At 73.4% G+C, this 14,798-nt stretch carries 14 protein-coding genes; 7 read left to right on the top strand and 7 right to left on the bottom strand.

Annotated features, from left to right (window positions below):
- The first annotated feature begins 118 nt into the window (after positions 1–118).
- Positions 119–1,354, top strand: a complete 1,236-nt coding sequence (locus tag GA0070623_RS15775) for a chymotrypsin family serine protease (protein WP_157517411.1) — start codon at positions 119–121, stop codon at positions 1,352–1,354.
- Positions 1,355–1,462: 108 nt separating this feature from the next.
- Here the strand turns inward: GA0070623_RS15775 and GA0070623_RS15770 are convergent, their stop codons facing one another.
- Entirely contained in the window at positions 1,463–2,113 is a 651-nt protein-coding gene (locus GA0070623_RS15770; RefSeq protein WP_067300226.1) for a futalosine hydrolase, read from the bottom strand.
- The gene (locus GA0070623_RS15765) at positions 2,110–3,813 is read right to left on the bottom strand and encodes an MFS transporter (protein WP_089004327.1); all 1,704 of its coding nucleotides are present in this window, start codon (positions 3,811–3,813) and stop codon (positions 2,110–2,112) included. Before GA0070623_RS15765 ends, GA0070623_RS15770 begins: the two co-directional genes overlap by 4 nt.
- Here GA0070623_RS15765 and GA0070623_RS15760 point away from each other — a divergent pair.
- The gene (locus GA0070623_RS15760; RefSeq protein ID WP_172898408.1) at positions 3,812–4,774 is read left to right on the top strand and encodes a DUF3027 domain-containing protein; all 963 of its coding nucleotides are present in this window, start codon (positions 3,812–3,814) and stop codon (positions 4,772–4,774) included. The two genes, GA0070623_RS15765 and GA0070623_RS15760, sit on opposite strands and share 2 nt — an antisense overlap.
- Positions 4,775–4,838: 64 nt before the next feature.
- Here GA0070623_RS15760 and GA0070623_RS15755 read toward each other — a convergent pair whose 3' ends face one another.
- Positions 4,839–5,096 carry a DUF2530 domain-containing protein gene (locus GA0070623_RS15755; protein WP_067312511.1) on the bottom strand — a complete coding sequence of 86 codons (258 nt, stop codon included), beginning with the start codon at positions 5,094–5,096 and terminating at the stop codon, positions 4,839–4,841.
- 89 nt (positions 5,097–5,185) lie between these two features.
- Between GA0070623_RS15755 and GA0070623_RS15750 the strand changes: the two genes are divergently transcribed.
- From GA0070623_RS15750 to thpR, 5 genes are all read left to right on the top strand, one after another.
- Complete coding sequence (locus GA0070623_RS15750; protein ID WP_067312513.1) at positions 5,186–6,664, top strand: NCS2 family permease; 1,479 nt, start codon at positions 5,186–5,188, stop codon at positions 6,662–6,664.
- Between the two features lie 125 nt (positions 6,665–6,789).
- On the top strand, positions 6,790–7,239 hold the full coding sequence (locus tag GA0070623_RS15745) for a MarR family winged helix-turn-helix transcriptional regulator (protein WP_172898407.1): 450 nt from the start codon (positions 6,790–6,792) through the stop codon (positions 7,237–7,239).
- Positions 7,240–7,305: 66 nt separating this feature from the next.
- A complete protein-coding gene (locus GA0070623_RS15740) occupies positions 7,306–8,610 on the top strand; it encodes an MFS transporter (RefSeq protein WP_067312515.1) in 1,305 nt (434 codons plus the stop codon).
- Positions 8,611–8,774: 164 nt separating this feature from the next.
- Positions 8,775–9,290 (top strand): hypothetical protein, encoded by a 516-nt coding sequence (locus GA0070623_RS15735; protein WP_089004081.1) that lies wholly within the window; start codon positions 8,775–8,777, stop codon positions 9,288–9,290.
- Positions 9,287–9,859 carry an RNA 2',3'-cyclic phosphodiesterase gene (gene thpR, locus GA0070623_RS15730; protein WP_067312517.1) on the top strand — a complete coding sequence of 191 codons (573 nt, stop codon included), beginning with the start codon at positions 9,287–9,289 and terminating at the stop codon, positions 9,857–9,859. The genes GA0070623_RS15735 and thpR overlap by 4 nt, the downstream gene beginning before the upstream one ends.
- Before the next feature lie 35 nt (positions 9,860–9,894).
- Here the strand turns inward: thpR and GA0070623_RS15725 are convergent, their stop codons facing one another.
- The 4 genes from GA0070623_RS15725 to GA0070623_RS15710 all read right to left on the bottom strand — a co-directional run bounded on the left by GA0070623_RS15725 (position 9,895) and on the right by GA0070623_RS15710 (position 14,729).
- Positions 9,895–10,881, bottom strand: coding sequence for an aldo/keto reductase (locus GA0070623_RS15725; RefSeq protein ID WP_067312520.1), 987 nt, complete (start codon positions 10,879–10,881; stop codon positions 9,895–9,897).
- Positions 10,882–10,940: 59 nt separating this feature from the next.
- Complete coding sequence (gene sepH / locus GA0070623_RS15720) at positions 10,941–12,020, bottom strand: septation protein SepH (RefSeq protein WP_067312522.1); 1,080 nt, start codon at positions 12,018–12,020, stop codon at positions 10,941–10,943.
- A gap of 189 nt (positions 12,021–12,209) precedes the next feature.
- Positions 12,210–13,337, bottom strand: coding sequence for a phosphoserine transaminase (serC, locus tag GA0070623_RS15715; RefSeq protein ID WP_067312524.1), 1,128 nt, complete (start codon positions 13,335–13,337; stop codon positions 12,210–12,212).
- Positions 13,338–13,622: 285 nt separating this feature from the next.
- Positions 13,623–14,729: a citrate synthase 2 gene (locus GA0070623_RS15710; RefSeq protein ID WP_089004080.1), complete on the bottom strand. Its 1,107-nt coding sequence runs from the start codon at positions 14,727–14,729 to the stop codon at positions 13,623–13,625.
- Positions 14,730–14,798 lie beyond the last annotated feature (69 nt).

The following is a 14,798-nucleotide window of genomic DNA, read 5'->3' as shown; positions in this document are numbered from 1 at the left end:
CACAGGGTTGTCCACAGCCGGAGGTGAAGCTGTCGACATCGTTCCTGGCGCCCCGGTATTTTTCTCGGCGTCACCGACTCCTCACTAGTGGTAGTCACCTTTCCAGGGAGGGAACGCTATGAGGAGAATTCGGCTGTTGGCCGGTGTCACCGCTGCGGTGGTGGCCGCTGCGACGCTGTCCGCGCCCGCGCACGCCGCGGATCCTGTCGCCGCCGACACGGGACGCGACGGCACCCAGGCGGCGATGCTGGCGTACCGGACCGTGTACCCGACGATCAGCGACAGCGCCGCCCAGCTCGCGGCGGCCCAGCAGGACACCCGTAAGCAGTTGCACGACAAGCTGGCCGCGGAGCCCCAGACGTACGGCGGGGGCTACTTCGATCCACCGTCCGGCGTCACCCACGTGGCCCTGACCACCCAGGCGAGCGCCGAGCGGGCGGTCGCGGCCGGTCGGGCGCTCGGGCTCACCGTGTCCGCCAAGGTGGTGGCGCGCAGCTACGACGAACTGGAGCGGCTCGCCGCGTCGGTGCGTACCGGCACCGACCAGCTCGCCGTGGCGGCCAAGGGCCGGGTGGGCATCGAGGTGGCCAGCAACACGGTGACCGTCGCCCTGACCCCCCAGGAGGTGGCCAGCCTGCCGAGCAGCGCGATTCCGGGCTGGGTGACCATCGTGCCGGCGAGCGCGGACCTCGTCGAGCTGGACATCTGCTCCTCCCGGGCCGCCTGCAACGACAGCCTGCGTTCCGGGCTCTCGATCCGCCACTCCGGTGGTGCCTGCTCGATGGGCTTCACCGCCCGCAGCGGCAGTGTGCGCTATGCGCTCACCGCCGGCCACTGCAACATCGGCGCGTCGACCACCTGGTACACCGCCGGTACGTTGATCGGCACGATGACCGCGGCCAACGCGATCAACTCCGGTCCGGTCGACGCGGGGCGCATCCAGGTCACCAACTCCACGTACGCGGCGGACACCGTGGGGCGGATCGCCATCTCCGCCTCGTCCTGGGTGCCGGTCAGGGGTCGGGCGCACCACATGTCGTTCATCTGGGCCGGCGATGTCGTCTGCATCTCGTCCCGGTACCAGGCACCCGCCACGAGCGGCAACCCGTGCGGTGTCATCGCCAGTGTCAGCGACGCCGCCCAGAACGGCCTGACCCGGTACGAGGGGTACGACCCGTGCCCCGGTGACAGCGGGGGCGGCGTCTACTGGCTGCCGTCGTCCGGCGAGCGGCACGCGTTCGGCCTGCACAGCCGCAGCATCGTGGGGTGCAACAACACCGCCTCGACCAAGAAGAAGGCATGGTTCAGCGCGGTGCCGAACTTCTGGAACACCATGAACTACGACCTGGGCTGACCCCGGGCCGGCGACACGTCCCGGGGCAGGGGTCAGGGCAGACCTGACCCCTGCCCCGGGACGCCTGGACCGGCCACGCCGGTCAGGACAGGGTCCGGGCCGCCCCGGTCAGGACAGGGTCCGGGCCGCCCCGGTCAGGGCGGTGATCGCCTCGCGCATCCGCCAGCCGTCGCGGTCGCGGGGGCCGATCGGATTCGAGATCGTCCGCAGCTCGGCGAAGGGGATGCCGGCCTGCGCGGCGGCGACCGCCACCGCGTACCCCTCCATCGCCTCGGCCACCGCGTCGGGGTGCCGGTCCGCCAGGGCGGCGGTGCTCGCGGTGGTGCCGGTGACCGTGCTGACCGTGAGCACCGCCCCGACCACCGCCTCCGGGAGGGCGGCGCGCAGCCTGCCCAGCAGCGCCGGGTCGGCCTCGATGGTGGGGCCGGCGCCGAGGAGTTCCGCCGGCATCCCCAGCTCGTCGAGGGGGATGAAGCCCCCGGGCGACTCCGCTCCCAGGTCGGCGGCGACGCTGCGGGAGGCGAGCACCGTACCGCCGACCGGGGCCCGGCCGGCGAAGCCGCCGGCGATCCCGGCGCTGACCACCGCACGGTACGGGCGGCCGGCGGCCTCGGCGAGAGCCAGCAGGCGGGCGGTGGTGGCACCGGCCACGGCCGGACCCACGCCGACCGCCCGGACCGTCACCGTCGGGTCGGCCAGCCCGGCCCGGACTGCCTCCGCCTCGGCCGGTACCGCGGTCAGCACCAGCAGACCCGTCACGACACCGGCCCTGGCGACTCCCGCCGCTGCTCGTCGGCACCGCTGCCGCTGCCCGGGACGGCCGAGGACGGCCGGTAGATGTGGTAGCCCGGCGGGGCCAGCCCGTCGCCGTGGCGTTCGGGACCGGCCGCCCCGCGCGGGGCGGGGGAGGTCGGGGCGGCCCGCGCCGCCGCCTCGGTCGCCGCGTCGTCGGCACTGTCGCCCGGCGGGTCGGCCCGGGGGGTGACCGGGTCGGCGGCGGCGTCGCCGGTCGGGCGGCCGGTGGGGTCGGCGGCCGCGGCGGCGGCCCGGTCCTGGGCGGCCAACTCCTCGTCGGTGAGCGGCCGACCCAGCAGCCGCTCGGTGCGCAGCCGGCCGGCGACGACGACGCCCCGGGCGGCGGCGAGGACGCCCACCCCGGCGGCGACGGCGATGCCGGCCCGACCCTCGAAGGGGACCAGGCCGAGCCCCCCACCGGCGACGAAGGCGAGCATCAGGACGGTTTCCGAGTGGGCGAAGGAACTGGCCCGCAGCCGCTCCGGGATCCGTTCCTGGATAGAGGCGTCGACGGCGAGCTTGGCGATGCCACTGGACAGGGCGGCGACCAGGCAGAACAGCGCCACCATGGGGAGCGAGAACTTCAGCACGGCCAGGATCCCCACCCCGGCCACGATGATCATCGTGCTGGACTGGATGGCCGCCGGGCGGTGGATCCGCAGCCGGGTGCCGACCGCGGTGGCCAGGAAACCGCCGACGGCCAGCGCCCCGCCGATGATGCCGAGCGACGTCTGGTCGTTGAGCCGCCAGCCGAGGAAGTCGTTGGTCAGGTCGCCCTTCTTCAGCGCGAAGGCCAGGAAGAGCAGCAGGAAACCGTAGAGCGCGCGGAGCCCCGCCGCGCCGACCAGGGTGGCGATCACCAGCCGGCCCGCCGGGCGTCCCCGGCCCAACGGGCGGTCGCCCTTGCGGCGCAGCGCCCGCAGGGGGCGGGGTACCCGCTCGGGCGGCTCGGAGTCGGCCCGGGGCGGCAGCCGCAGCGCGATCACCATGCCGGCCAGGAAGATGACCGAGGCGACGCGGAGCGGCCACTGCGGCCCGAACCAGAACGCCGCCAGGCCCAGCGGGACCACCAACGCCCCGGCCACCGTGCCGTAGACGCTGGCCCGCGCCCCCACCTGGGACAGTCCGATGCCCTCCGGCAGCAGCCGGGGCACCGCGGCGGACCGGGCCACCCCGTACGCCCGGGAGAGCGCCAGCACGCCGAACGCGGCGGGATAGAGCCCCAGGCTGCCGAGGTAGTCGGAGATCAGCCAGGCCAGGAAGGCGCGGCCGAGCATGGTGGTGGCCAGCGCGTACCGGCGGCCGTGCCGGAAGTGGTCGAGCAGCGGGCCGACCACCGGGGCCAGCATCGCGAACGGCACCATCGTGACCAGCAGGTAGAGGGCCACCTTGCTGCGTGCCTCGCCGAGCGGGACGTCGAAGAAGATGGTCCCGGCCAGGCCGATGGCGATCAGGGTGTCCCCGGCGCAGGAGAGGGCGTGCAGGTCGAAGAGGCGGACCATACCGACCTCGCCACCGGCCCCCCTGGCGCGGGCCGACCCGGCCCGTCGGGTCACCCAGCGTCCGCCGTTGGCGGAGCCCCGCAGCAGCAGGCGGGTGGCGCGGATGCCGGTGCCGACGGTCCGGCCCAGCACGGACCGACCGGAGCGGGAGAACAGCGGCATGTGCACCATCCTCGCCCATCTGGTCCAGGTACGCCGCACCACGGGGAAGACTCACTCGGGGAGTGCCTGTCGGCGTCTGCCGCGCATGGGGAACAATGGTCGGGTGACCAGGCCCGCTCCCGCCCGTGCCGCCCGCCTCGACCAGGTCTGCGCCGCCGCCGTCGAGGTGGCCCGTGACGCCATCACCGAGGTGGAGCCCGCCGACATCGGGGACCATCTGCGGGCCGTCGCCGAGGGTGACCGGGTGGTCACCCACTATTTCGAGTGTCTGCTCGGTGGTTACCGGGGTTGGCGCTGGGCGGTGACCGTCACCCGGGTGCCGCGCAGCCGGCAGGTCACCGTCTGTGAGACGGTGCTGCTCCCCGGCTCCGACGCGCTGCTCGCGCCCGGCTGGCTGCCCTGGCAGGAACGCCTCAAGCCGGGCGACCTCGGCCCCGGCGACCTGATCCTCACCCCGTCGGACGACGACCGGTTGGCCCCCGGCTACCTGCTCTCCGACGACCCGGCGGTCGAGGAGACCAGCTGGGAGCTGGGCCTCGGTCGCCCCCGGGTGCTCTCCCGCGAGGGGCGCGCCGAGGCGGCCCAGCGCTGGTACGACGGTGACCACGGCCCGTCCGCGCCGATCTCCACCGCCGCCCCGGCCTCGGCCCGCTGCGGCACCTGCGGCTTCTACCTGCCGCTGGCCGGCGCGCTCCGGCAGGCCTTCGGGGCCTGCGGCAACTTCTACGCCCCCGACGACGGTCGGGTGGTCAGCGCCGACCACGGCTGCGGCGCACACTCGGAGACCCTGGTGGAGACCGCCGAGCCGGCGATCGACGAGCTTCCGACGGTGTACGACGACAGCGCGGTCGAGTCGATGACGGTCGGCGTCGCTTCCGGCCCGGTGGAGGCGTCCGTGCCGGTGGAGGCGTCCGTGTCGGCGGAGCAGGCCGGGTCGGTGGAGCCGGTCGACCCCTCCTGAGCGCAGGGCGGTCCGTCGCGGGGTGGTCCGCGCGGCGGGTGGTGTCGGCGTGGCGGCCGGGCGGTCAGCCCTGACGGCCGGCCTGTCGACGGCGACGACGGTGGGCGTCGTGCCGCATCATCACGGCCAGACCGGGAAAGCCCCAGAGGAACCCGGCCAGGCAGGTCCAGAGCCAGTCCCGGTGGCCGTGTTCGGTGAGCCAGTCACGGAAGAAGACCAGCAGGAACAGGCCGGCGACCGCCCAGGCGACCAGCCCGGCCACCGCGAACGGGACCATCGGCGGGTCGAGCGGCTCGGGTCGGGGTGGTTGTTCCTGCGGCACGGGCAGAAGCGTACCGCGAAGCACTTTCCCGGCCCGCCGCTGATCTGCGACGATGCGCGCGACAACGGAAGATCACCTGCGAGGACCTGATGGCCATTGCGCCGCCGGACAACGGCATCCCACCTGATCCCGCCCACCCCCGGAACGGTTTCGACCGGTTCTTCGAGATCTCCGCCCGTGGCTCGACGATGACCCGCGAGGTGCGGGGCGGGCTGGCGACCTTCTTCACGATGGCGTACATCGTGGTGCTGAACCCGCTGATCCTGGGCGGGGCCGTCGACGGTGACGACGAGACGCTCTCGATTGCCGCGCTGGCCGCCGCGACCGCGCTGGTGGCCGGCCTGATGACGATCCTGATGGGGGTCGTCGGCCGGTTCCCGATGGCGCTCGCCGCCGGTCTGGGCGTGAACGCGCTCGTCGCGTTCGAGATCGCCCCGGAGATGACCTGGGCGGACGCGATGGGGCTGGTGGTGATCGAGGGTGTGCTGATCGCGATCCTCGTGCTCACCGGCCTGCGGACGGCCGTGTTCCGGGCGGTGCCCACCCAGCTCAAGACCGCCATCGGTGTCGGTATCGGGCTGTTCCTGACCATCATCGGGCTGGTCGACGCCGGTTTCGTCCGCCGGGTGCCGGACGCGGCGAACAGCACCGTGCCGGTGGGCCTCGGCATCAACGGCAAGATCGTCAGTTGGCCGATGCTGGTCTTCGTGGTGGGCCTGCTGGTGACGCTGGTGCTGGTGGTACGCCGGGTCCGGGGCGCGATCCTGATCGGGATCCTGGCCTCGACCGTGCTGGCGATCGTGGTGGAGGCGGTCGCCAAGGTGGGGCCGTCGTTCGTCGACGGCAAGCCCAACCCCGAGGGCTGGTCGCTGAACGTCCCGAAGCTGCCCGAGCGGATCGTGGACGTGCCGGACCTCTCCCTGCTGGGCAACTTCAACGTGCTCGGCGCGTGGGAGCGGGCCGGCTGGCTGATCCCGCTGATGTTCGTCTTCACCCTGTTGATCACGGACTTCTTCGACACGATGGGCACGATGGTCGCGATCGGCCAGGAGGGGGACATGCTCGACGAGCAGGGCACCCCGCCCCGGGCGAAGGAGATCCTGCTGGTCGACTCGATCGCCGCGGCGGCGGGTGGTGCGGCGAGCGTGTCCAGTAACACGTCGTACATCGAGAGCGCGTCGGGGGTCGCGGAGGGTGCCCGGACCGGGGTGGCCAACCTGGTCGCCGGCGGCCTGTTCCTGCTGGCGATGTTCCTGTCGCCGCTGTCCACCGTGGTCCCGTTCGAGGCGGCCTCGACGGCGCTGGTGGTGGTCGGCTTCCTGATGATGACCGCGGTGCGGACGATCGACTGGACCGACTACGAGATCGCCATTCCGGCGTTCCTCACCATCACCCTGATGCCGTTCACCTATTCGATCTCCAACGGCATCGGCGCGGGCATCATCAGCTACGTGCTGCTCAAGCTGGCCAAGGGTCGGGCGCGGGAGATCCACCCGCTGCTCTACGCGGTGGCGGTGCTGTTCGTGCTGTACTTCCTGCGTGGCCCGATCGAGGCCGCGGTGCAGTAGCCCCACCCGTCGCCTCCGGGTCGGGCGACCCGTCGGGACACCCGGCCCGGAACGGCGGAATTCCTCCTCGTGAGCATGGTCATATCGCGTGTCGTTAGCCAGGCTCATTAGTTAGGCTAACGACTGTGACGGAGCGGACGGTGACGGCGAACCGCGTGCCACCGGCGCAACTGGCACCCCAGTTGCGTGATGCGATCACCCGACTCAACCGGCGGGTCCGGCAGGCCCGTCCGGTCGGCGACCTGACGGTCACCCAGCTCTCCGCGCTCACCAGCCTCCGGCTGGCGGGCGCGCTGACGCCCCGGGAGCTGGCCGACGTCGAACGGGTCCAGCCACCGACGATGACCAAGATCGTCGCGAAGCTGGAGGACCGTGGCCTGGTGCGGCGCACCCCCCACCCGACCGACGGCCGGCAGGTCATCCTGGCGGCCACCGAGGGGGGCCGGGCCGTGCTCGACCAGTTCGAGCGGGTCCGCGACGAGTGGCTGGCCAGCCGGCTGGCCGCGCTCCCGGAGGACGACCGCGACACGCTACGGCGGGCCGCCGAGATCCTCCAGCAGCTCGCCCGCGACTGATGCCCCACCGGGTCCGCGCCGTCCGCCGTCGATGACGCGTACGCGACCCGAGGAGGCGCACCGAGAGTGCAGGCGAAGCTGAGCACGATGTTCCAGTCCCTACGAGTCCGCAACTACCGACTCTTCGCCACCGGACAACTGGTCAAACTGATCGGTGTCTGGATGATGTTCATCGCCCAGGACTGGCTCGTCCTTGAGCTCTCCGACAACTCGGCCACCGCGCTCGGCGTGGTGACCGCGCTCCAGTTCACCCCGGTGCTGCTGCTCACCTTGCTCTCCGGCCGCCTCGCCGACCGCTACGACAAGCGGATGCTGCTCTTCGTCGCCAACGCCTTCTGGACGGTGCTGGCGCTGGGGATGAGCCTGCTGGTGCTCACCGACCTCGTCCAGCTCTGGCACGTCTTCGCGTTCGCCGCCCTGCTCGGCACCGCCAACGCGGTGGAGACGCCGGTCCGGCAGGCGTTCGTCAGCGAACTGGTCGGCACCACCCTGCTGCCCAACGCGCTCTCCCTCAACGCGGCGGTGTTCAACTCGGCCCGGATCATCGGCCCGGCCGTGGCCGGGCTCGCCATCGCCGCCTTCGACGTCGGCCCGGTCTTCCTGTTCACCGCGGTCAGCTCCATCGCGCCGCTGGCCAACGTGGTCCGGATGCGCCCGGCCGAGCTGTACCGCAAGGACCTCCCGCCGATCGGTGAACGGGACTCGGCGAAGATCGTCGACGGGCTGCGGTACGTCCGGCGTCGCCCCGACCTGCTGTTGCCGATGGTGGTCATGTCGGTCGTCGGGATGTCGCTCTTCAACTTCCAGCTCACCCTCGCGGCGCTCGCCAAGACGGTCTTCCACACCGGGGCCGCCTCGTTCGGCCTGTTCAGCACCGCACTGGCGGTCGGCGCGCTGGCCGGAGCGCTCGCCGGCACCGGACGGCGCAGCCGCCCCTCGGTCTGGCTGGTGCTCGGCGCGGCGGTCGGCTGCGCCGTCTTCGGCACCCTGGTCGGCTTCGCCCCGGCGTACTGGCTGGTGGTGACCTTGCTCCTGCCGACCGGGTTCTTCATGGTCTTCTTCGCCCAGGCCGCCAACCAGCGGGTCCAGCTCGGCACCGACGCCGCGTTCCGGGGGCGGGTGATGTCCCTGTGGGTGCTGGTGTTCCTCGGCACCAACCCGGTCGGCGCACCGATCGTCGGCTGGGTCGCCGAGACCTGGGGCGCCGGGGCGAGCATCTGGATCGGTGGACTCGTCTCGCTGGCCACCGCCCTGCTCGCGCTCGCCTGGCAGCTCCGCCGCTCCGGTGCCCGGCTGCGCTTCCGGGTGCTGCCGATGCCCCGCTTCTACGTGGTCTCCCGCCCCCGGTTGCTCACCCCGACCGGGCGGTGACCCCGACCGGCCGCCGCGCCGGGCGGGGTCGGTTCCGGACCGTGACCGGCCGCCGCGCCGGGCGGTCGGGGTCACCGCCCGGCCGCCGCGCCGGTCGACCCGGACCGGTTCCGGACCGTGACAATGCGGTGGCGGACGGCCGCGAAGGGTCGTAGCGTCGAGGTGTGGCAGGCGGGAGGACGCTGGTGCTGGTGTTGGCACTCCTGGGCATGGCGTGCCTGCCGGTGGTGTTCGCCCTGTTCCTCTGTTTCGACGAGATCGCCGACCGGGTGGCCTGCGGCTGGTCCGAGTGGCGGGACCGTCGCCGGGAACGCCGGACCATCGCCCGGCTCGACCGGGACTTCGCCGCCGGCCCGTCCACCCGCGACGTCGACCTGACCGAGCTGGACCGGCCCGACCGGCGGCCACTCGAACTCCTCGCCGCCGACCTGCGGCGGCTGGGCCGCCACCGGCTCGCCGCCGGTGGCCGCTCGGTGGTCTGGCACCGTTCGGTCATCGAGGCGTACGACGACCGGCTTCGCGCCGCCTGCCGGGCGCTGGGGACGGTCGAGCACCTGGCCGAGCTGACCGGGGTCGACCGGGAGATCGAGCGGGTCCGGGTCGAGGGGCTGCTGGCCGCCGCGGGGCTCGGGCTGCCGACCGTCGACGCCGACCGCCGCCCCCGCGACCGGCGGGCGTGAGACTCTTCGTCGCGGTCTACCCGCCGCCGGCCGCCGTCGCGGAGATCACCGCCCGGACGGCCCGGCTGCGGGTCGGCGCGGCCACCGCCGCCGGTCTCGACGTACGCCTGACCGCGCCGGCCCACCTGCACGTCACGCTGGCCTTCCTCGGCGAGGTCGGTCCCGACCGGCTGCCCGAGGTGACCGACGCCCTCGGGTCGGCCGCCGGGGAAGCCCGCGCCGGCTGGAACCACCCGCCCCGGCTGCGGCTCGGCGGCGGTGGCTGTTTCGGGCAGGGCCGGTCCACTGTGCTGTGGGTGGACGTCCAGGGGGAGGTGGCCGCCCTGCGGACGCTGGCCCGACGGATCCGCGCCGCGCTGGGCCGGGCCGCCCTGCCGTACGACCGGAGACCGTTCCGCCCCCACCTGACGGTGGCCCGCCCCGGGGACCGGCTCGACCCGTCCGACGTGGACGCCGACCGGCTCGCCCTCGACGGTCACCCGGGCCCGCAGTGGCCGGCGACCGAGCTGGTGCTGGTGCACAGCCGTCCCGGTCCCCGGCACACCCCCCTCGCCAGCTGGCCCCTCTGAGCTCCTCGTCCCGCCCGCCGGGGATCAGTGACCGGTCACCAGGCCCAGGCCTCCGGCCCGGGACCGCCGTTGCCGACCGGCGGGAACAGCTCGTCGAGCCGTTGCTCCGTCGCCCCGTCGATCTCCACCGCGAGCGCGCCGAGGGCGTTGTCGAGCTGCTCCACGGTGCGCGGGCCGATGATCGGGGCGGTCACCCCGGGACGGGAGAGCAACCAGGCCAGCGCCACGTTCGCCGGGTCGTGCCCCAGGTCCGCGCAGAACTTCTCGTACGCCTCGATGGTGGACCGGTGTACGGCGAGCCCCTCGGCGGCGCGACCACCGGTGCCCCGCGCGGCACTGCCCTCGGCCATCTTGCGCAGCAGCCCGGCCAGCAGCCCGCCGTGCAGCGGCGACCACGGGATCACCCCCAGCCCGTAGTGCTGGGCGGCCGGGATCACCTCCAGCTCCACATGCCGGGTGAGCAGGTTGTAGATGGACTGTTCGGCGACCAGGCCGAGGAAGTTGCGCTGTGCGGCGGCGGCCTGTGCCTGGGCGATGTGCCAGCCGGCGAAGTTGGACGATCCAACGTAGATCACCTTGCCCTGGGCGACCAGCGTCTCCATCGCCTGCCAGATCTCCTCCCACGGGGTGGTCCGGGAGACGTGGTGCATCTGGTACAGGTCGATCACGTCGGTCTGGAGCCGGCGCAGGGAGTCCTCGCAGGCCCGGACGATGTGCCGGGCGCTCAGGCCCCGCTCGTTGGGCCACTCGCCCATGGTGCCGTAGACCTTGGTGGCCAGGACGACCCGGTCCCGCCGGCCGTCACCCTGGGCGAACCAGCGGCCGATGATCTGCTCGGTGATCCCCTCACCGGTCTGCCAGCCGTACACGTTGGCGGTGTCGAAGAAGTTGATCCCGTGGTCGAGCGCCCGGTCCATGACCGCGAAGCTGGCCGGCTCGTCGGTCTGCTGCCCGAAATTCATCGTGCCGAGGCAGAGCCGGCTCACCGACAGGCCGGTGCGTCCCAGATTGGTGTACTCCATCGGACCACCCTGACACGTGCCGGCCCGGTGTGCCGGTCGACGTCAGGGTGGTCCATCGATCAGGATGACTCGCGGGCGGCCGGGCCGCTGCCGAAGAGGACGTCGTCCCAGCTCGGCAGGCGCTTGCGCGGCTTGCCCGAGGCGTCCGTCGACTCACCGCCGGCCGCTGCCGCCGGGCCGGTGCGTCGGGGCCGGAGCACCGCCAGCGACGGTACGGCCGGGACCTCCTTCGGCGCGTCCGAGTCGTCGTCGAACGCGGAGCCCTGACCACCGCCGAGCAGGGCGGCGGCCCCGCCGCCGACGACCCGCTGACGGGGCGCGTCGGAGCCGACCGAGGCGGCCGGGGAACGCGGTTCGAGCCCCCGCCCCGAGGTGCCGCCGAGGGGACGGTCCAGGGACGCGAGCAGGGCGTCCCGCCCGGCCCGGATCGGATCCCGGCCCGGACGGGCCTGGTCGCCGGCGGCCGGCAGGCCGTGCCCGCCCCGGCTCGGCTCACCGCGCGACGGACCGGGCAGGGCGTGACCGCTCCGCTCCGGTGCCGGCTCCTGGCCGAGGATCGGCGTGGGACGCTCGGCGCACAGGTACTGCGCCATGTCGTCGTGCGGGGCGACGTTCTGCCGGAGCTTGTCGAGATCCCAGACGGCCTGGGCGGTGGCCTTCCCGGACGGCCAGGTGGCGATGATCCGCCAGGTGCCGTCGTCGCGCCGGAAAGCGTCCCAGGAGATCTTCTCGGTGTCGATGCCGTGCTGGGCCAGCCGGCCGTTGACCACCTCGGCGAGCGGAGTGGCCTTCTCGGCCCCCTTGAGCCGGGTGCGCCGGGCGTGCTGGGCGAGCATGGCCCGCTCCTGGAGCACCGGGCCGGCATAGCGCAGCACCCGGTCGACGGGGACACCGGCGATCCGGGCGACGTCCTCGGCGGACTCGCCGGAGCGGATCCGGGCCTGGATGTCGCGGGGGGACAGCGACGGGGTCGGGTCGGCGCTGGCGGGCACCACGGCGAGCGGCGGCGTACCGGGCTCCGCGTGCAGCACGGTAGCGATGCGTTCGTCGATGGGGAGGGCGAGCAGGCGCCCCACCTCGTCGGCGAGCACCAGCGCCTGGCCGTCCTCGGAGAGGGCGACGAAGCGTACTGGGCGCATGGCGTAGCCTCCGTCCCGCTTCGCTGGCCGTCACGCCACGAGCCGGCCACCCGGGCGTCCTCGCACCACCGTACGCTCATCTGCCCACAGGTGGGGGATGCGACTTGCGCATGTCGCGACTGAGCTGCGGCGATGATCACGGTGGGTGGCCGCGGCAGCCGCTGTGACCACCCACCGTGACGGGTGTGACTAGAGCCGCTCGACCACGTAGTCGACGGCGGCGGTGAGCGCCTCCACGTCGGCCGGCTCCACCGCCGGGAAGAGCGCGACCCGCAGCTGGTTGCGGCCGAGCTTGCGGTACGGCTCGGTGTCGACGATCCCGTTGGCGCGCAGCACCTTGGCGATCGCGGCGGCGTCCACCCCGTCGGCGAAGTCGATGGTGGCGACCACGTTGGAGCGCAGGGTCGGGTCGGTGACGAACGGGGTGGCGAAGTCGGCCCGCTCGGCCCAGCCGTAGACGATCTCGGCGCTCTCGGCGGTGCGCTTGGCCGCCCAGCTCAGGCCGCCCTGCGAGTTCATCCAGTCGGTCTGCTCGGCGGCCAGGAAGACGGTCGCCAGCGCCGGGGTGTTGTAGGTCTGCTCCAGCCGGGAGTTGTCGATCGCGGTGACCAGGTCGAGGAAGGCCGGGATGTACCGGCCGGACGACTTGATCTCGGTGGCCCGCTCCAGCGCGGCCGGCGACATCAGGGCCAGCCAGAGGCCACCGTCGGAGCCGAAGCACTTCTGCGGGGCGAAGTAGTAGACGTCGGTCTCGCCGACGTTGACGTCCAGGCCGCCCGCGCCGGAGGTGGCGTCGACCAGCAGCAGCGAGCCCGGGTCGGCGTCGGCCACCCGGTTGATCGGCACCGCGACACCGGTGGAGGTCTCGTTGTGCGGGGTGGCGTAGACGTCCACCCCGGCCTCGGCCAGCAGGCCCGGGGCGCTGCCCGGCTCGGCCTTGCGGACGGTCGGCTCGCCGAGGAACGGCGCATCCTTGACCGACTTGGCGAACTTCGCGCCGAACTCGCCGAAGCTGGCGAACTGGGCCCGGTCGCGGACCAGGCCGAAGGTGGCGACCTCCCAGAAGGCGGTGGCGCCGCCGTTGCCGATGACCACCTCGTAGCCCTCGGGGAGGGAGAAGAACTCGGCGATGCCCCGGCGCAGCCGGGCGACCTCGGCGCGGACGGTCTGCTGCCGGTGCGAGGTGCCCAGGTAGCTGGTCGCCACGTCGGCGAGCGCGGAGACCGCCGCGGGACGGACCTTGGACGGCCCGCAGCCGAACCGCCCGTCGGCGGGCTTGATGTCGTCGGGAATCCGGATGGTCGGTGCGTCAGCCACGGTTCTCTCGATCCTTCCGCATGGGCGAGGGCGGGCCCTTCGACGGCGCGGACCTGCGGCGGGACGCGCACTGGGGCACGCCACGGCCTGGTCCGGGCCTGGTCCGGCGACACTGCCGGCCTTCATCCTCGCACCCGGGGCGGCCCGGCTGCGGGCTGGTCCCAGGCCCGGGGCTGAGGCGTCCGACACACCGGGAGCGGGCGGGCGGACCCACCGGGACGGGCGGGCGGGCACGCGGAAGGGGCGTCGACCGGCCGGTCGACGCCCCTCGCGGATTGAGCCTGGTCAGACGCCGTGCGGGATGGCGTCCCAGCCCTCGACCTGCTGCGGCTTGCGGGTCTCCGGCCCGACGTAGCGGGCGGACGGCCGGACCAGCCGCTGGAGCTTCTTCTGCTCCAGGATGTGCGCGGACCAGCCGCCCATCCGGGCGCAGGTGAACATCGAGGTGAACATGTGCGCCGGCACCTCGGCGAAGTCCAGCACCACGGCCGACCAGAACTCGACGTTGGTGGCGAGGACCCGGTCCGGGCGGCGGGCCTGGAGCTCGGCCAGCGCGGCCTTCTCCAGCGCCTCGGCCACCTCGAAACGCGGGGCGCCCAGCTCCCGGGCGGTCCGCCGGAGCACCCGGGCACGCGGGTCCTCGGCCCGGTAGACCCGGTGGCCGAAGCCCATCAGCCGCTCGCCCCGGTCGAGGACGCCCTTGACGTACCCCTCGGCGTCGCCGCTGCGCTCGACGGCCTCCAGCATGGTGAGCACCCGCGACGGGGCGCCGCCGTGCAGCGGGCCGGAGAGCGCACCGATGCCCGACGAGATGCAGGCCGCGGCGTCGGCACCGGTGGAGGCGACGATCCGGGCGGTGAAGGTGGAGGCGTTCAGACCGTGCTCGGCGGCCGAGATGAAGTACGCGTCGACGGCCTTGACGTGCCGGGGATCCGGTTCGCCCCGCCAGCGCTTCATGAAGCGCTCGACGATCGTCTCGGCCTTGTCGATCTCCTTCTGCGGCACCGCCGGCAGGCCGAGGCCGCGGGCGGACTGGGCGACGAAGGAGAGCGCGGTCACCGAGACCCGGGCCAGGTCGGCGCGGGCCTGGGAGTCGGAGATGTCCAGCAGCTGACTGAGCCCCCAGTACGGGGCGAGCATGGCGACCGCGGACTGCACGTCGACGCGGATGTCGCCGGAGTGCACCGGCACCGGGAACGGCTCGGCCGGCGGCAGGCCGGGGCCGAACCGCCCGTCGACCAGCAGCGCCCAGACGTTGCCGAAGGAGACCTGGCCGATCAGATCCTCGATATCCACGCCCCGGTAGCGCAGCGCGCCACCCTCGCGGTCCGGTTCGGCGATCTCGGTCTCGAAGGCCACGACGCCCTCGAGACCCGGTTTGAAGTCGGCCATGTCGTCTCCTGGCTTCTGGCTCGGTACGCCCGCCACGGGCTCGGTCCGGCCCGGTACCTTAGGCGACCC

The sequence above is a fragment of the Micromonospora rifamycinica genome, assembly GCF_900090265.1.
GTDB lineage: Bacteria > Actinomycetota > Actinomycetes > Mycobacteriales > Micromonosporaceae > Micromonospora > Micromonospora rifamycinica.
This window is presented reverse-complemented; position numbering and strand designations above follow the sequence as displayed.